Annotated in this window: 16 protein-coding genes and 1 pseudogene; 13 read left to right on the top strand and 4 right to left on the bottom strand. The window is 38.8% G+C overall.

Translation table 11 applies throughout. From position 1 onward, the window contains the following. The 9 genes from RDN93_RS19280 to RDN93_RS19320 all read left to right on the top strand — a co-directional run. Window positions 1-240 (top strand): transposase (locus RDN93_RS19280; RefSeq protein WP_308746993.1); only part of this gene is annotated, 240 nt, incomplete at its 5' end. An 842-nt stretch (window positions 241-1,082) separates the two neighbouring features. Then, entirely contained in the window at window positions 1,083-1,583 is a 501-nt protein-coding gene (locus RDN93_RS19285; protein ID WP_308746994.1) for a hypothetical protein, read from the top strand. 24 nt (window positions 1,584-1,607) lie between these two features. Then, window positions 1,608-2,558 (top strand): DUF6175 family protein, encoded by a 951-nt coding sequence (locus RDN93_RS19290; RefSeq protein WP_308746995.1) that lies wholly within the window; start codon window positions 1,608-1,610, stop codon window positions 2,556-2,558. A gap of 8 nt (window positions 2,559-2,566) precedes the next feature. Continuing rightward, window positions 2,567-3,490 (top strand): hypothetical protein, encoded by a 924-nt coding sequence (locus RDN93_RS19295; protein ID WP_308746996.1) that lies wholly within the window; start codon window positions 2,567-2,569, stop codon window positions 3,488-3,490. Window positions 3,491-3,513: 23 nt separating this feature from the next. After that, entirely contained in the window at window positions 3,514-5,574 is a 2,061-nt protein-coding gene (locus tag RDN93_RS19300; protein ID WP_308746997.1) for a WG repeat-containing protein, read from the top strand. Between the two features lie 11 nt (window positions 5,575-5,585). Then, complete coding sequence (locus tag RDN93_RS19305; RefSeq protein WP_308746998.1) at window positions 5,586-6,803, top strand: hypothetical protein; 1,218 nt, start codon at window positions 5,586-5,588, stop codon at window positions 6,801-6,803. Window positions 6,804-6,842: 39 nt separating this feature from the next. Continuing rightward, window positions 6,843-7,391 (top strand): hypothetical protein, encoded by a 549-nt coding sequence (locus RDN93_RS19310; RefSeq protein ID WP_308746999.1) that lies wholly within the window; start codon window positions 6,843-6,845, stop codon window positions 7,389-7,391. Between the two features lie 359 nt (window positions 7,392-7,750). After that, complete coding sequence (locus tag RDN93_RS19315) at window positions 7,751-8,962, top strand: radical SAM peptide maturase, CXXX-repeat target family (RefSeq protein ID WP_308747000.1); 1,212 nt, start codon at window positions 7,751-7,753, stop codon at window positions 8,960-8,962. Window positions 8,963-8,966: 4 nt separating this feature from the next. Further along, window positions 8,967-9,383, top strand: a complete 417-nt coding sequence (locus RDN93_RS19320) for a hypothetical protein (protein WP_308747001.1) — start codon at window positions 8,967-8,969, stop codon at window positions 9,381-9,383. Between the two features lie 95 nt (window positions 9,384-9,478). Here RDN93_RS19320 and RDN93_RS19325 read toward each other — a convergent pair whose 3' ends face one another. From RDN93_RS19325 to RDN93_RS19335, 3 genes are all read right to left on the bottom strand, one after another. Further along, window positions 9,479-10,033, bottom strand: a complete 555-nt coding sequence (locus RDN93_RS19325) for a hypothetical protein (RefSeq protein ID WP_308747002.1) — start codon at window positions 10,031-10,033, stop codon at window positions 9,479-9,481. 300 nt (window positions 10,034-10,333) lie between these two features. Then, window positions 10,334-10,519, bottom strand: coding sequence for a hypothetical protein (locus RDN93_RS19330; protein WP_308747003.1), 186 nt, complete (start codon window positions 10,517-10,519; stop codon window positions 10,334-10,336). A gap of 2 nt (window positions 10,520-10,521) precedes the next feature. Further along, window positions 10,522-11,424 (bottom strand): IS1595 family transposase, encoded by a 903-nt coding sequence (locus RDN93_RS19335; protein ID WP_308747004.1) that lies wholly within the window; start codon window positions 11,422-11,424, stop codon window positions 10,522-10,524. 191 nt (window positions 11,425-11,615) lie between these two features. On the opposite strand from RDN93_RS19335, the gene RDN93_RS19340 reads away from it, so the two are divergent. Beyond that, entirely contained in the window at window positions 11,616-11,846 is a 231-nt protein-coding gene (locus tag RDN93_RS19340; RefSeq protein ID WP_308747005.1) for a hypothetical protein, read from the top strand. Here RDN93_RS19340 and RDN93_RS19345 read toward each other — a convergent pair. Further along, window positions 11,843-12,034 (bottom strand): hypothetical protein, encoded by a 192-nt coding sequence (locus RDN93_RS19345; protein ID WP_008777659.1) that lies wholly within the window; start codon window positions 12,032-12,034, stop codon window positions 11,843-11,845. The two genes, RDN93_RS19340 and RDN93_RS19345, sit on opposite strands and share 4 nt — an antisense overlap. An 81-nt stretch (window positions 12,035-12,115) precedes the next feature. On the opposite strand from RDN93_RS19345, the pseudogene RDN93_RS19350 reads away from it, so the two are divergent. The 3 genes and pseudogenes from RDN93_RS19350 to RDN93_RS19360 all read left to right on the top strand — a co-directional run. After that, a pseudogene (locus RDN93_RS19350) lies at window positions 12,116-12,670 on the top strand (CXXX repeat peptide maturase); the annotation flags it as partial. Beyond that, window positions 12,667-12,939 (top strand): CXXX repeat peptide modification system protein, encoded by a 273-nt coding sequence (locus tag RDN93_RS19355; RefSeq protein WP_308747006.1) that lies wholly within the window; start codon window positions 12,667-12,669, stop codon window positions 12,937-12,939. The pseudogene RDN93_RS19350 and the gene RDN93_RS19355, both read left to right, overlap by 4 nt. Before the next feature lie 666 nt (window positions 12,940-13,605). Continuing rightward, the gene (locus tag RDN93_RS19360; RefSeq protein ID WP_374047430.1) at window positions 13,606-16,746 is read left to right on the top strand and encodes a SusC/RagA family TonB-linked outer membrane protein; all 3,141 of its coding nucleotides are present in this window, start codon (window positions 13,606-13,608) and stop codon (window positions 16,744-16,746) included. Window positions 16,747-16,770 lie beyond the last annotated feature (24 nt).

The following is a 16,770-nucleotide window of genomic DNA, read 5'->3' on the forward strand; positions in this document are numbered from 1 at the left end:
ACTTATGATAAGGATATTAGAAAGTGGATTGAAAAAGCGAAGGCAACACGGAATATGGCACTGACGAACTTTGCATATGGTATTGAAAAAGACTGGGAGGCAGTACAGGCAGCTATTGATATCCCCTTCAGTAACGGATTACTGGAGGGGACAGTGAATAAAATTAAAGCGGTAAAAAGACAGATGTACAATAGGGCAGGAAGTAAACTACTGAGAGCCAAGATTCTTTATTCACAATAGAAGAAGTACCACCAAATTTGACGAAGAACCATTTAAAATCACTTTTTACTTTCCACAAGTTTCACGGACTCGTAAGTTGTGGTATGACAGATGTTTACTGTGATTAAAAGTCCTCTTTTTCATCTTTCACATTCTTCACACTGTTCACACTCATAAAGAAGCTCCGAAAACCAAAGCTTAGGTGTTCCGTGATATAGGAGGACATAAGAAAACGAATATGACTGAATACCGGATTGAAATAGTCAGCATGATATTGGCCGAATGCAGTTGACCATCTGGCCGACAGTAGTTGTCCATATAGCCAACTGCATTTGGCTAAGTAGCCGACTGGAGTTGGCTATTAATAAAACTTCATTTGAATGTTTTTCATCTTAGTTCATTTATTACTCGTTGGAGGTTATTATTGGGGATATTTATATGTATAATAGGTGTTGTGGAAAGGATAGATAAGAGAAAAGAAGTAAGATATTTAAAATAAAGTTTGTCTGTCTTAATTTAACTCTCTATATTTGCAGCATCCAGCTAGCCCCAGAGGGGGCGGCGGGGATTTTTTAGAAAAAAGGCGTTTACCAAACATATCTTTCAGTCTCGAATCTCGCAAATTCTTAGTCTGTAAGCGGATATGGCAACGGAGAACGTCCACTATAGGTGTGATTAAACATTATGCTATGCATTGTGTTCTGTATATCTCATCTAGGCGTGGGCTAGCTGCGTTGCTTATCCTTACAGACGGGCAATGCGAGAGCCTGAGACTGAGATAAGCAACAGTACAGACTCCCATGCCTTTTTTTATTTATTGCCCAATCCGGGGAGGCTATAAGCAGACAAAACAAAAAGCAGGAATGAAACGACGTAATTACTTGATAGTTATTGCCCTATTCCTTTTTTCTATCAAGTCTATATCCATGTACGGACAGAATGTGAAGCAGAACATTGATAGGAGATATGATATCATTTGTGAAGGAAATGGAGTAGAAGGTACTTACCTTGTAAAAGTTTGGGTGTATGCAAACAAACTTAATCTGAAGCCGGAAACACTCCGGAAGTATGCTGTTCATGGGATTATATTTAAAGGGGTGACTGGCAGCACAAAGTGTAACGGTCAGAAGCCATTCGCTAAAAGCTTATCTGTTGAGGAAGAAAACAAGGAATATTTTGATGAGTTTTTCGAAAAGAAAAATGCCTATTTGAATTTTGCCACGATTGTAGAAGGCACGTTTGAACGTGTCAAAGTTACAAAGCGGCAATATAAAATAGGTGCTGTGATTTCTGTGGCGAAAGATCAGTTGCGCAAACAATTGGAAGCTGATAATATAATTAGAGGATTGTCTTCGGGCTTTTAAAATGTAACTATAAACTATCAGCATATGAAACGGATATATTATGTTTTTGCCTTACTTTTCTTTTCACTGAACTTATTGGGGCAAGCAAAGAAACCAGAATTAATGGTTGTGCCCAGTTTACCTTGGTGTAATGAGAAGGGATATGTGTTTGAAAGAACGACAGAACTGGGAAGTGAAACGCTTCCTGACTATAAGAGAGCGTTGGCGCAGGATAAGGATTTGATGAATGTCATCTCTAAGATAGGTATTTTGATGGCTGATAAAGGGTTTCCTTTGAAAGACCTTTCTGCTTCTATAAAAAATATGGAAATGATAAATGCTCGGAATGCCATGACTTTGAGTAAGAATTCGGGTGCCGTGCTGACGGAAACGGCACTTGATGTTTTGAAACGAACAGCTAAATGTGACATCATTCTGGAAGTTGACTGGAGCGTGAATGTGTTGGGGCCGAAGAAATCGGTAACCTATAATTTGCGTGGGCTAGATGCTTACACCAATATGCAGGTTGCAGGTGCACAAGGAACAGGGCAACCTTCTTTCTCAGCCGAGATACCTGTATTGGTTGAAGAGGCCATTCTTGTCAATATGGATAATTTTACTTCACAGTTACAGGGGCATTTCGATAATTTGTTTGAAAATGGTAGAGAGGTCTCTATTGATATAAATGTGTTCGATACGGGAGCAGGAGTTGATTTGGAAACCGAGTACGGTGAAAATGAGTTGATTGATGTGATTGAAGAATGGCTGGAGAAGCATTGTGTAAAAGGACGGTTCTTGAAAACAGAAGGCTCGGAGAATTTTGCCATGTTCAATCAGGTTCGAATTCCAATGGTAAATGAAAACGGTAAGGCGATAGATACGGAAGATTTTGTGAAGGAATTGAGGAAGATGTTGCGCAAACCACCATATAATCTCACTTGTAAGGTGATTCCTCACGGGTTGGGAAGATGTCAATTGATTATAGGGGATAAATAGAGAATATTATGAAAAAGATTATAGGTGTATTTATTGTGTTGCTGATGTCTTTCAATGGAATATCAGCGCAAGAGGAATGTGACACTCCTATCGCTGTGTTAATGGCGGAGCGTATTGACGGGATGAATGAAGTGCAGCAAGAATATTTGCGTTCTAAAATGGAACAGTTGGTTGCTTCCCAAGGAATTTCATCCGATTTCTTTTATACTCAGTTCTTTCTTACGGCAGATGTCGTAGGAATGCAGAATGAGGCTGTGCCTACTATTCCGGCAAGTGCGACTTGCCAATGTGACATTATCCTCAAACTGGTGGATAGGGCAGGTATGAAAATTATGGCAACTCAGGTTGTCAATGTAAGAGGGGCAGGTGCCACAGAGGCGAAAGCCATGCAGAATGCCATACGGTTGATAAATCCGCAAAACAAGAAATTACTGGATTTCATCAAAGGAGCAAAAGGTAAAGTTTTGGCCTATTACAATCAGCATACGGCGCAGATTGTGTCACAGGCACATCGGTTGGGTGGTCTGGAAAAGTATGAAGAGGCTTTTAACTTGCTGGCTTCTGTGCCGGAATGTTGTAACCGGTATGATGAAGTGACTCGTGAGATAATAGCCATTTATCCGAAAGCACGGGATAAAATAGGTGAGAATTATTTGAAGAAAGCCCGTAGGATATGGACAGCCAATCAAACAGGGGCTGCTGCCGGGGAAGCTTGCTATTGGTTGTCTTTGATAGATCCTAAGTCTTCTGCTTATTCTAAGGCTGAATCACTTTATGCCGAGATAAAAGGACGGGTACAGGTAGAGGTACAACATGAAATGAAGGTTTATGACGACAACGTTGATTTGGTAAAAGAACAGATAAATGCTGCAAAGGAAATCGGAATGGCTTACGGCAAAGGACAGCAGACGGAGATTAATGTGATAAAATAGTATATAACTAAAAGACTGATAATATGAATCGTATTTGTTGGATGATTGTTTTCTATCTAGTGATGGGGACATCAATTTTGAATGCGCAAACTCTTATTCCCGAACAAAACGGGAAAGGGAAATGGGGATATGTAGACCTTGACGGCAAGAAAGTAATTGATTACAAATTCAAGGAGGCTTATCCTTTTATAGATGGTAAGGCGAAAGTTAAAAAAGGGGAGAAGTGGGGATATATTGATACAAAAGGCAAAGAGGCAATAAAGATTAAGTACTCGGAGATGTACGAGTGGAATGGCGATTATTGCAAAATTGCGGAAGGCGGAAGTGTAAAAGACGGTATTCTCACCGGCGCAAAATGGGGGTATATCAATCGGCGGGGAGATATTATTATGAAAGCTGATTATGACGAGATTGGTCTGTTTAAGGATGGTCTTGCCTATGTAATGAAAGGCGGAAAATATGGTTATATAGATGATAGTTTCCATGTTTTTATTCCTTGTAAATATACTGCGGTCGGAACCTTCAACGAACGTGGATATTGTTGGGTAAACGAAGGTGGCAAATTTGATAAGAAAAAGAACAAGGATGTTGTGAAAGGCGGAAAGTTTGGTGTGTACAAACGCAATGGCGACCTTGTCGTTCCTGTAAAATACAAAGCTATCGGAGTTTTTGACGAGTTAGCACCGGATGCGAATCCATTGATGGCTTCAATTTATAATGATCCGGAATACATCAAGCAACTTAGAAAAATAAGGAAAGACGGTTATGCGTTAATGCGGTACACTCCTAATATATTTAAGTTTAGTTTTGATGTATCTTCCGAGTTTGATTTTTCGAAAACGAAAGAATATGTGGAGAGCCATACGAAAGAGCTGAATGAGTCATATCTGGAGAAAATGTCAGAGGCAGACCGGAAATTAGCGGAAGAATGTGGTAGCTTTGAATTGTTGACATATAGTTTCCTGTCTCCGAAAAAGTTTAGCAAGTTATCCATGACTGAAAACACTTACATTGTAGTATCTAATAAGTTTGGTTTCTCTAGTCTGAATGGAGAAATGCATAAATATAATTATCATAAGTCGAATGAGAAGTTTTTTCATAAAATAGGCATATTTGATGGGAATGGTACAATGTTGCTGCCACCGGATAAGTATGATTTGGCTTATAGCCCTAATAATGGATTTATTACTGTAGCTCGTGAGAAGAAGAAAAGAGTTCAGTCTAATTATTATACTATAGAATCGGGCAAATTACTTTTTAAGGATTGGATAGACGTTGAGGTGGTCACTCCTTTTGAAAAGGGAAATGCTGTTATCGCTACTCATAAAGAACAATATCTGATAGATAAAGAAGGTCGTAAGATTTCTAAAGATTATAGTTTGATTCTTCCTATGAGGGAGAGCGTGTATGTAGTCAAGAATGGTGATAAATGCGGCATTATAGATAGCCTCGGGCATGAAATCATATCTCCTTCTTATAATCTGATCAGTCCTGTAAGTGAAGGACTTATGTGTGCACAAAAGAATAAAGGCGGGTTGTATGGATTCCTTGATAAAAAAGGGGAATTTGCTATTCCGGCTATGTATGAATCTGCACAATCATTTAAATATGGTTGGGCTAGCGTGCGAACAAAATCCGGTTGGGGCGAAATAGAACCGGATAATAAGATGGCTGTGGAATGTAAGTGGAATAATACAGCCGCAAAGGAAGAATGGAAACCAAAACTAATGTGGGTGCAGAAAGAAAACAAAGGTTTGTGGTACTGCCTGTCAACCGAAACAAATCAAATAGCCTTTAATACTGGATATACGGGCTTTAGAAACTTTAATAAGGATTTTGAGGGAGTTGCAGTAGTCTGGGACAAGAACAATAAGGTCGGTTGTATTTCTTCTGACGGTAAAGTCTTGATTCCTTGTATAATGCCAAATGGAAGCTTGGCAATGAAGGCTTATTCGCAGATGCTCAATCAAAAAATGGGAGTATGGACAGAAATCGATACTTACAAATTTATGATTAGAAACAATCAGGAGCGCAATAAATGTGAATTGGCAGGGACTATTGAAAATGATATGTGGGACTATTAAAGAATAAAGAAATGAGAAAAGTAAGACTTTTGATAACGGTACTATTGGTAACGTTCGTGTTTTCTGAGTCTGGGGCACAGGAAACCGTTCAACAAGATATGAAATATCGTCGTAGTTCTATCTATAGCATACTTGTAAGCCATAGCGAACAGGACTTCTGTGACGAGATAAAAGAGCAGTTCCTGGCGATTCCCGTTCCTGATAAATACAATGATCATGGGTTGAGTATAAATGCTGTTGTCGTAGACTGTAAAGGAAAATATACAGAGGATATTACGGACTTTATCAATCGTAACCATATAGCCAGCCGACTTGTAGGGAAATGGTTTAATAGGAACATTCTAACGGGAGAGTGTGACATGGAACTGGTAAAAGAACGTGGTCTTTATAATGCGTCTGAATTTGATAAGGAACTGGCAAAGCGCTCAAAGAGAGGGATAGCCATGTTGCAAGATGCTGGAGAGGATTTAATAGGAAATACCTACTTATTGGTAAATGAGGTTCGCTATATAGATAAAAACGCCCGTGCCAAAACATGGGGACTGGCTTTGACTGTACTTGGCGGTGTTGCCGGAATGGCCACCGGCAATAGCGATTATGTAAAATTGGGACAAAATTATGGTGATATTATAGCTACACTGAAGGGCTTCTCTGTGAAAATACATACTCGTCTTTATCAACTGCTATGGAATGAAGAAGTTGCAAATCAGTTTTATACTCTTTACTATTCGGGAAAAGCGGATGAACAAAAGAGGTTGGCTTTCGAGAAAAATCGAGGGACGTTTCAGATGAAATATGTTGGTGAAGTGGAATCCAGTGGTGCTAAAACGTCTTTCTTGGGTATAAAAGAAGAAGAACCTTTGGTGATGATTCGCAAAGCCTGCCAACGGGCTATTGATGAAAATGTGGCTGACTTACAAAAGAAATATGAACAGTTTAAAATAAAAGCTCCAGTCTTGAATGTGGAGCCGGCTATTACTGTGCAGATAGGAAAAAAAGAAGGCATCGACAAAAGTTCCAGATTTGAAGTTCTTGAAGCCAGGGAAGTAGAGGGTAAGATTGAATACAAACGGATGGGCATTATTAAACCTGTTGCCGATAAAATATGGGATAACCGTTATATGGCAGCGGAAGAGGGGGCTTATGGAGCTGATTTGAAAGCTACAACTTTTGTCAAGGTTAGTGGTGGCGATTTTTATCCGGGAATGCTTGTACGAGAAATCAAATAGTATTGAACTAACATTAGTATTCACTTAAATTAATTATTTATGAAAAAGAATCAGAAACAGAGAAACGGCTTGCATAGTCGGTTCTTAAAGAAAGTCGGACTGTTTTGCTTTATGCTGGCTGTGTTTCCTTCGTTGTGCCATGCAATCGATTGGACACCTAAATATGCAGGAGGGATGCATATTGGTTATGGAACGAGTTCGACAGTGAACGATGTGAAGACTTATTCTGCCCGTGCCATGTTGGGAATGCTTCATGGAATCATGTGGGGGGATTATCTTCAGACATCAATTGGTGTAGATGCTCATATGTTGACGCATTATTACAAGGGGCAGGGTTTGCGTTTTGCCATGACGGGTTACGTCGATTTGCGGGGCTTTTATCCTGTGACCTCTGACTTTTCACCATTCGTGGATTTGGCATTGGGTGCAGGACACTCGCTGAAACCGTCAGGTGGCAAAACTTCTTTCTATTGCGAATTCGGGCCGGGAATAAAGTACAAAAAGTTCACTCTTAGTTGCGGCTTGCAGAGATTTGGAAAAGAGAAAGGCTCTTCTCATTTTTATGTAAAGACAGGTTTTTATTTCTAATATTTAAAGGATTATATTTATGAAAAAGAAAAATAACAACGACGAACTAATTTCCAGAAGACAGTTCTTTAAGAAAGCGGCAGGACTTGTACTTCCGGCAATAGCATTGACTGCATTACCAGGTATTCTCACTTCATGTGAAATTGATGAACCTCTAGTTGAAGGTGGCGAAGGAGGTGGCAGTAGTAGCGGTGGAAGTTGCAAGGGCAATTGTAAATCAGTATGTACAAGGAATTGTGCATCAACGTGTAAGGCATTAGCTATTCATGTACCTTCTAGCTGTAACACAAGTTGTAAAGGATCATGTTATAAAACTTGTAAGAGTACATGCTCACGAACGAATAATAATTAACAGTTCGATGAAGATAAAAGAACAAGATGCAGGTTGGCAGTCCGGCATGGACAAGAACATCACATTCATTGTCACAAAAGACTGCCAGCTTGCTTGTAAATATTGCTATCTTGTAGGCAAGAATGCGAAAGAACGTATGCCTTGGGAGATAGCAAAGCAGGCTGTTGACTATATTTTGGAACGGGAAGAAGAATTCCGGGAAGAATCCGTTGTTTGGGATTTTATCGGAGGAGAACCCTTTTTGGAAATAGATTTGATAGATAGAATTTGTGACTATATTAAGATAGAAATGTTCCGGCGAAACCATCATTGGTTCAACTCCTATCGTTTCTCATTCTCTACCAATGGCATTAATTACCATGAAGTGAAAGTGCAGAATTTTATCAAGAAGAATAGAGGGCATTTAAGTATCGGCATCACTATAGACGGTACGGAGATGAAGCATGACCTGAACCGTGTGTATAAAATTACGGATAAAGGTTCTTACAAAGATGTGGTACGTAATATACCGTTATGGCTGGAGCAATTTCCAAATGCAGGAACGAAAGTGACTATCAGTAGTGCGGATATTCCTTATATTAAAGAAAGTGTTCTCCACCTGTATAGTATTGGCATACACGAAGTTAATATAAACTGTGTTTTTGAACCTGTCTGGAAACAAGGAGATGAGGCTCTTTTTGAGGAACAGCTTATACAACTGGCCGATGCTATTATAGATGGAGGATATTATCAGGATTACACTTGTTCGTTTTTTACAGAGCATATAGGCAAACCTATGGATTGTGTATTGGATAATCAGAATTGGTGTGGAGCCGGTATGATGCTTGCTGTGGATGCAGTGGGTAATTTCTATCCTTGTACTCGTTTTGCCCAATACTCTTTGCGTAGTAAGAAAGCATGGATTATCGGAAATATTCATGACGGCATTGACAAAAACAAGCTTCGTCCATTCTTAACTCTTGACCGTTGTACGCAGAGTGCGAAAGAATGTATTGATTGTGAGGTAGCTAGTGGCTGTGCATGGTGTCAAGGTGAGAACTACGATGCTGCTGACACTCCAACCATTTATCAGCGGAGTACTGCTATCTGCAAAATGCACAAGGCGCGCGTTCATGCCAATAACTATTACTGGAACAAACTTTTCCGTAAGCTGGAATTGGAAGGTGAATGTGATGAGTTTGAGAAGAAGCAAAAGAAGTCAAACAGTGTAATTTGTTAACGCTATGATTCAATATCTGATTATACAATTAGACGATACAAGTACGTCTTTTTGTTATTATGAAAATAATGATAAGGCACGTAGGCTGATAGCTTTGGATGATTTAAAAGCAGGTATATTTTTTGCTATGAAAGAAAACCTGTCGATTCAGTTTGTGTATCCCGATTACGGACTTCCTGATGAATATAAGGAAACTATCGAATCTATTGACCATAGCAAGATTGTCCCCGTCGGTTGTCAGGAAGAAGCAGATGTGGTTGTTTTCAATGATTGGAGCACATTTTTAAGTTATCAGTTTGCTCCAGGTCGAACTTATGTGCTTCGAACATCAAAAAAGGATTTCTTTGATAAGTATTTGTCTTTAGATTGTATTCTACCAAGGATATATCGTTTAGGCACTTATATACGACTCAACACCTAGCCGTGTGCCATAACTTTTAGTTATAAATAAAAAGCTCTTTCTAGTTGGTGTTAACTGGAAAGAGCATGTTTCTTTTTCGACTGCTAAGATAGCAATTATTTTTCTATTTTCTCATTATAATCAATAATATTTTTCAGCACTGCTATCATTTTTTGCGCATCACGTTCGTTGTCAAATATGCAATTAATAACTGGATTGCTCATATCTCTCATAATTACATTGATTTTATATTCCGTTATCTCTGAATTAGTAGTTTTATTTCCAGTAGTAGCACCCGCCAACACACCTACACCTCCAAACAATAGTCCTCCCACGATGCTTCTTCCAACCATACTGCCTGTAGATGTAGATGTTTTATATGACTTTTGATTATTAATGTTGAAATCAATAATATCTGAATATTTATAAGCTCTACTATTCATAATAATAGTCTCATGTTTATCATATACTAAAATTATAGATTCCTTATCTATATACGAATTGCTTGTGGTTTTAATCTCTAGTGTTTCATAACCATAAATTTCTCGTAGATTCCTTTTCCATGATGTGGTTTCCTTTTCTATACTCATGTTATTTCCTAAAGAATTAGCAAACAAGATAATCAAAATAGGTACAAGAGCAAAACAGATAATAATTAAAATAATTGCCATAATAATTGTGTGTTTATTGGTTAATACTAAATAATAATGTTTCGACTTAGTTAGCAATAACCATACGCATATATATGAAAAGACGCAGATAATTGCTCCACGCCCCTTGGCTCACCACAAGCCATTACACACTGAGCAAGAAATCTGCGTCTATGCTGATTCCTCAACGTGTGTAATATATAACTCGTTCATTCTTGAGGTGGTGATTCAGGGACGATTGAGCTATATTATCATAAAAAGCGTACCACCTATTCGATGATACGCTGCAAATATAAGAATAACTTCATAAATTACAAACGGTTAGTCCTTCTTCTTTTCTTTCTTATCTTTAGATTCATCCTCTTTAGGTGTATCTTTGCTTTCAAGATGCGCCATCCTCCGAAGCAATTCATCAAACGCTTCTTTAGGTACAGAGAGGTTGATATTAAATTGCATTGTCTTAATATCCTCTAATCTTATTTCTTCTTGTTTTTTCTTCTTTCCCATAATTAAGCAACATTACGCAAAAGTAAATTAAATCTTTGAGAATCGGTAAAATTCCGAGTGTTAAATCGGAAAATAAATTCATCAATATACTTTTGCAAATGTTTTCTGCTTACTCGAATATACGTTCCTAACATCATTCTGTCAAAATGAGACCAAACATTTTCGATACCATTTGTACTAACAACGATTATTTCACCTTCATTAGTAGCATATGTTGTACCATAAAAGTGTTTGCTATGGTCTACATCTCTTTGCTCATAATCAATATTAATACCTGGATACCCAGCTCCATCTGTATAAACAACACTTCCTTCTTTTACATATTCATTTACGATAGAAAGTAGTGTATTTCCATGAATGTTAGGAACTACTTTAGCTATAGTTTTCCCATTTCTTTCTCGTATTCCAAATACAGGAACTTTATCTTTGTAGCTACGTCCTTGACATCTCTCTACTTTCTTATCTTTATGACGATTTCCGTTCTTTCCGCCCACAAATGTTTCGTCTATCTCAACCTCACCGGATAATGTATGACTATTCTCCATCTCCATATATTGCCTAATTTTATGAAGCATATTCCACGCTGTTTTTTGAGTTATGCCTAAATCTCTAGCCAATTGACATGATGAAACTCCTCTCTTATGTGACAAGAATAACATCATAGCATAGAACCAAGCTCTCATAGGCAGTTTAGTATTGGCAAATGCTGTTCCGGTTTTTACATCGAAATATCGTCCGGTATTCTTGCACTTATATTTCCCATTACTACATTTATAAACCTTAGACGTTAGGTCAAATGGTGATACTACCTTGCCGTCCCAACGCATCTTCTCAAAATACCTGATGCAACTTTCTTCATCGGGAAAGTTTTCAGATAGAGTTAAAAGAGTAAAATAGGTTTTCATAACGTCAAATTTTTATCTATTCAAACATATTAAAAATCAACGGTATTAGCAAACAATTTGCCACAAATTTTCAGAGAGGTTCTTCGCAAGGATGCTAAAAAACATCCTTGCAGAACATACAGAACTATTACCGTTTATAAACTATAAACAGTAAATTTGCCCGAAGTAATAACCATTAAAACTACAAGAATATGAGCAAATTTATTGAATTACCAGTATTTCCATCAGGTTTAAAAGATGCAGAATATGCATATATGCCTGTGAATATAGAACAAATAGCATATGTAATGCCTTCATCTAAGAATAGATGTAAACTTTATTTTTCTGCTAATGAATATATAGATGTAGATATTGATATAGAAGAAATGAAGGTAATAGTAAAGTGTACAGAGCAAATAAAAAGTGCAAACGATATGGATTAACGCTTTAAATAGCTTCTTTTTAAAAGAATATCAGCCCTTTCTTCTAGCGTTGATATTCTTTTTTCTTCTTCTTCAATCATATTAAATCCATAAATACCAACTTCTTTAGCTAATTGCATAGCAAGTAATTTGTTTTGCAACTCAATTCCATTTACTAATCTTTCCAATAATTCTTCTTTCTTTTCCATAATCTTTGTTTTTAAATTGTTAATATAACTTTTTGTTATGACCCGACTATCTAGTGTCGGGTCGGATATAAGTGCCATCGTTTAAATATCATATTTACTGATATAGCAGACTTTACAGATGTAGACTTTACTATTTACAAGCAAGTATTACAAACTGTTTCGAAGATGATTGCATTATGTTATGTTCAGGGAGGGAATCCGCAACTTAATCTGCTGACTGACCGTATCATGTTAGACAGGATGAATAACTGCAATGCCGGATGGGAAAGCATAACATTGGCACCTGATGGGAAGTTTTATGTTTGTCCGGCTTTTTATCTGGAAGGTGAAGAAGCTGCCATAGGAGATTTGAAAAAAGGTCTTGACATCAAGAATGCACAACTTTATCGTTTGGATTATGCTCCTCTGTGCCGTATCTGTGATGCTTATCAGTGTAAACGTTGTATTTATCTAAACAGGAAAACTACGTTGGAAGTAAATACTCCTTCGCATGAACAATGTGTTGTTTCGCATCTGGAACGAAATGAGGCACGTGCATTATTGGCTGTTATCCGCCAATCAGGGAGTACTTACATGAATAATGTGGAAATAAAAGAAATAACGTATCTGGATCCTTTTGATATAGGAAAGAAATGAAAAAAGTAGTTGGAAAAGTGACGGAGGAAGAGAAGAGTGAAATTCAACAGCTCTTTGAACGTCAGAATGGCTTGAATGAATTGGCTAAAATTGTATCTGCTGATAATGATGCTTTATATGAAAAATTAGTGAAAGACTTGGGAGAGACTGGATCCAAGTTTCAGGACTGGTGGAATCGTATGGCGGAGTATTATCAGTGGGAGAGTGGAGAAGGCACTCATTGGGAGATTGATTTTGTGACTAATGATATTAACTTAGTTTATGAATGAGGTTTTCTTGAATGAATGTTGAGAATGAATGATTATTTAGTATGTACAATTAGTAAAATGAATGTATTATGAAGCAAATTTTATGAAAAATGGCTGTATGTATGGCAGTAGTCAGTAGTGCTGTTATCGTTTAGTGTATGTTCTTGTGGCGATGATGACGAAGATCCGGTCGGTTCACGTGATTTTCATAATGAAACGGGAGAGTGGTAATAAGCTCTCCTGTTTTTTTGTTCTATTTATATATAAGGTATTGGGAAAAGTTGCCTGACAGAAAAGAAATAAGAAAAGTGAAATAAAGTTTGTCTGTCTTAATTTAACTCTCTATATTTGCAGCATCCAGCTAGCCCCAGCGGGGGCGGTGGGATATTTTTCTTATTTAAGAAAGGCGTTTACCAAACGTTATCTTCTGAACTCAAATCTCGCAAATTTGAAATCTACAAGAAGATAAGGCAACGGAAAGCGTCCACTGAGGATGTTTTATCAAACACTATGCTTTGTGTAGTGTTCTGTATATCTCATCTTGGCGTGGGCTAGCTGGCGTTGTTTATCCTTGTAGATGGGCAATGCGAGAGCCTGAGTTCGGGATAAGCAAAAGTACAGACTCCCATGCCTTTTTTATATTTACCGCTCAATCTGGGGAGGCTATAAGCTACAAATAACACGCAGATGAATTACAAAGCTCCCAATTCTTTATTTTATTGTTTGAATGCTGTTCCTATTAAAGTTATCGGAACTTTTTGTGCGTTATTCTTGTGTATGGCTATTTATGCGCAAGATGTCACAGTACGAGGGAAGGTTACTGCTCACGGAGAGGGAATGGCAGGTGTGACCATTGTTGTGAAAGGCAGTAATGGGCAACAAGGTACGATTACCTCAATTGATGGCAATTACTTGTTAAAAGTATCTGGAAAAGAAACTCTTGTCTTTTCGTATATCGGCTATGAAACGATGGAAGTTCCGGTGAAAGGACGTACAACTATCAATGTAGGGATGAAAGAAACATCTCTGGCTGTTGATGAGGTAGTCATTACTGTACCTTATGGCACAGTTAAAAAATCTACTTTCACCGGTTCCGCAGGAGTCGTTGATAAAAAATTGATTGCCTCATCACAAGTCAGTAGTGTCTCGAAAGCATTGCAGGGCAGTGTGGCAGGCTTACAATCATTCTCAACGAGCGGACAACCCGGAGAAGACGCCAGTATTTATATTCGTGGCATCGGGTCGGCCAATGCGTCTACCAATCCGCTTTACGTAGTAGACGGTGTTCCTTATGACGGCGCTTTGTCTTCCATCTCTTCACAGGATATTGCTTCTATCACTGTGTTGAAAGATGCTGCGGCTGCTACGTTGTACGGTTCACGTGCTGCAAACGGTGTAATTATGATTACCACCAAACAGGGCGTTGACTCTGCTCCGGTTATCGAATTGTCCGCCAAGTATGGTTTCTCAAGCCGTGCGGTAAGAGACTACGACCAGTTAGGTACCAATGATTATTTTATGCTGCAATGGGAAGCTATGCGCAATAAATATATGGATGATGGTCATTCGGCAGAAGATGCTGCGCAGAGATCTTCATCCGAGTTGATATCTACTATTGGTATTAATCCTTATGGAAGCAAATATGGCCAGCCGGTTGGCGTAGATGGTAAATTGGTAGCAGGAGCTACCCCGCTGTGGGATGACAGTTGGGAGGATGCTTTGACGCAAGATGCGCACTATACGGATTTGAGTGCCCGAATCTCAGGTGGAAGTAAGAAAACGAAATATTACTTCTCGCTGGGTTATCTGAACGATCAGGGCGCATATATCTGTTCAGGTTTCAAGCGTTATACACTACGTTCCAATATCACTTCCGATTTGCGTGATTGGCTACAAGTCGGCTTGAATGTTTCGGGCACTCATTCTGTTCAGGATTATCCGAAGCAGAATGATACCGCAATTGGTAACATCGTATTGGCTGCACGTTCATTACCTTCTTTTTATCCGGTATATGAGCGGAATCCTGATACAGGCGAATATTTGCGGGGTGACGATGGAAATAAAATCTATGACTATGGAAACTATCGTAAAAGTTCTTATCGCGGTTATAATTTTGTCCAATCCATGCCTTATGACAAAAATGAGATAAAGCGAGATGCGGCTTCAGTACGTGGATATTTGCAGATTACTCCCATTAAAGGATTAACTTACAAAACCTCTTTGAGTATAGATTACAACAGTAAGTTTTCGCACGATTACTCGAATCCTACTTATGGAAAAGAACCGTTGGTTGGTTCGGTTAGCAAGCGCAATTACCGCACTACGGGTATGACTTTCAACAACGTGGTGAACTGGACGCATATTTTTAAAGGTATCCACAGTGTCCATTTGATGGCGGGACAAGAGTATTATGAATACAATACTTCCAACTTTGGCGGTTCACGTACCGGCGTCATAACTGACGGCTTTTTTGAGCCGGATGCAGCTTCTACATTGACAGGTTTCAGTGGCAACAGCGATCAGTATAAGTTGATGAGTTATTTCGGTAGTGCCGAATATTCTTTCAACCAGCGTTATTTCTTATCAGCATCCATGCGTACCGACGGATCGTCACGTTTTCATCCCGACAACCGTTGGGGAACATTCTGGTCGTTCGGTGCTTCCTGGAAAATCCATCAGGAGTCTTTTATGAAAAGTGTCGCCGACAGATGGCTGTCAAACCTGAGTCTTCGTGCCAGTTATGGTGCTCAAGGTAATGACAATGTAGGTTATTATGCTTATCAGGAATTATACGATATCGGTAGCTTCCTGGGTGAGACTACCCTTCACGCTTCCCGTCTGGCAACTCCTGATTTGTCGTGGGAAACGAATCTGAACTTTAATATCGGTTTGGACTTCGGCTTCTTGAATAACCGTATCAATGGTACGATTGAATATTTTAACCGTGCGTCCAAAGATTTGCTGTTCAACCGTGATTTGGTACCTTCTTCCGGTTTCAGTTCCATTGATGCCAATATTGGTAAATTGAAAAACTACGGTTGGGAGTTTACTGTGAATGCTACACCTGTGTTGACTCGTGACTGGACATGGCGGTTGTCGGTAAATATGACGACTTATAAAAATAAAATAGTGCAATTACCTACGGAAGTAATGTGGCAAGGCAGCAAGAAATGGGTACAAGGCGGTTCATTGTATGACTTCTGGTTGTATGAATGGGGTGGTGTAGATCCCGAAACCGGAGATGCGCAATGGGCTTATTATGACGCTGACGGTACGAGGCATTTGACCAATGATTATTCGGCTCTGACTTCTGATAAGAAAGTGAAAGCCGGTAGCTCTTTACCGAAATTGAGTGGTGGTTTCCAATCGGACCTTACATGGAAAGACCTGTCGTTATCTATGTTGTTCTCTTATGGTATCGGTGGAAAAATCTATAATAATGATATAACGATGCTGATGAGAGTAAACGGTGGTAACGGGGATAGTATGAGTAAAGAGCTTCTGAACCGCTGGACACCGGAAAATACAAATACAGATATTCCCCGGTTGACACAGGATGGGACAAGCAAGTTTACCTCTTCTTCTACACGTTGGCTGGTAGACCGCTCTTTCCTTCGTTTAAAAACAATAACACTCAACTATAACTTACCGAAGAAATGGTTACACCCGCTGACTCTGAAAGATGCAAGCGTCTTTGTGCAAGCTGAAAATATGCTGACATTCAGCAAACAGCAGGGACTTGACCCGGAACAACCGGTCAGTGGTATGGCTTCTTTCCGTTATCCGGCTATGAAGACAATTTCATTTGGTATCAATGTAAAACTTTAAAATGAATACAACAATGAAGATAAA

It is taken from the genome of uncultured Bacteroides sp., from assembly GCF_902491285.1.
Lineage (GTDB): Bacteria > Bacteroidota > Bacteroidia > Bacteroidales > Bacteroidaceae > Bacteroides.

What these genes read in the sequence shown, in the direction of transcription:
- RDN93_RS19285 (WP_308746994.1), top strand. Translation starts at nt 1,083, where the DNA reads ATGAAACGACGTAATTACTTGATAGTTATTGCCCTATTCCTTTTTTCT.
- RDN93_RS19290 (WP_308746995.1), top strand. Translation starts at nt 1,608, where the DNA reads ATGAAACGGATATATTATGTTTTTGCCTTACTTTTCTTTTCACTGAAC.
- RDN93_RS19295 (WP_308746996.1), top strand. Translation starts at nt 2,567, where the DNA reads ATGAAAAAGATTATAGGTGTATTTATTGTGTTGCTGATGTCTTTCAAT.
- RDN93_RS19300 (WP_308746997.1), top strand. Translation starts at nt 3,514, where the DNA reads ATGAATCGTATTTGTTGGATGATTGTTTTCTATCTAGTGATGGGGACA.
- RDN93_RS19305 (WP_308746998.1), top strand. Translation starts at nt 5,586, where the DNA reads ATGAGAAAAGTAAGACTTTTGATAACGGTACTATTGGTAACGTTCGTG.
- RDN93_RS19310 (WP_308746999.1), top strand. Translation starts at nt 6,843, where the DNA reads ATGAAAAAGAATCAGAAACAGAGAAACGGCTTGCATAGTCGGTTCTTA.
- RDN93_RS19315 (WP_308747000.1), top strand. Translation starts at nt 7,751, where the DNA reads ATGAAGATAAAAGAACAAGATGCAGGTTGGCAGTCCGGCATGGACAAG.
- RDN93_RS19320 (WP_308747001.1), top strand. Translation starts at nt 8,967, where the DNA reads ATGATTCAATATCTGATTATACAATTAGACGATACAAGTACGTCTTTT.
- RDN93_RS19325 (WP_308747002.1), bottom strand. Translation starts at nt 10,033, where the DNA reads ATGGCAATTATTTTAATTATTATCTGTTTTGCTCTTGTACCTATTTTG.
- RDN93_RS19330 (WP_308747003.1), bottom strand. Translation starts at nt 10,519, where the DNA reads ATGGGAAAGAAGAAAAAACAAGAAGAAATAAGATTAGAGGATATTAAG.
- RDN93_RS19335 (WP_308747004.1), bottom strand. Translation starts at nt 11,424, where the DNA reads ATGAAAACCTATTTTACTCTTTTAACTCTATCTGAAAACTTTCCCGAT.
- RDN93_RS19340 (WP_308747005.1), top strand. Translation starts at nt 11,616, where the DNA reads ATGAGCAAATTTATTGAATTACCAGTATTTCCATCAGGTTTAAAAGAT.
- RDN93_RS19345 (WP_008777659.1), bottom strand. Translation starts at nt 12,034, where the DNA reads ATGGAAAAGAAAGAAGAATTATTGGAAAGATTAGTAAATGGAATTGAG.
- RDN93_RS19355 (WP_308747006.1), top strand. Translation starts at nt 12,667, where the DNA reads ATGAAAAAAGTAGTTGGAAAAGTGACGGAGGAAGAGAAGAGTGAAATT.
- RDN93_RS19360 (WP_374047430.1), top strand. Translation starts at nt 13,606, where the DNA reads ATGAATTACAAAGCTCCCAATTCTTTATTTTATTGTTTGAATGCTGTT.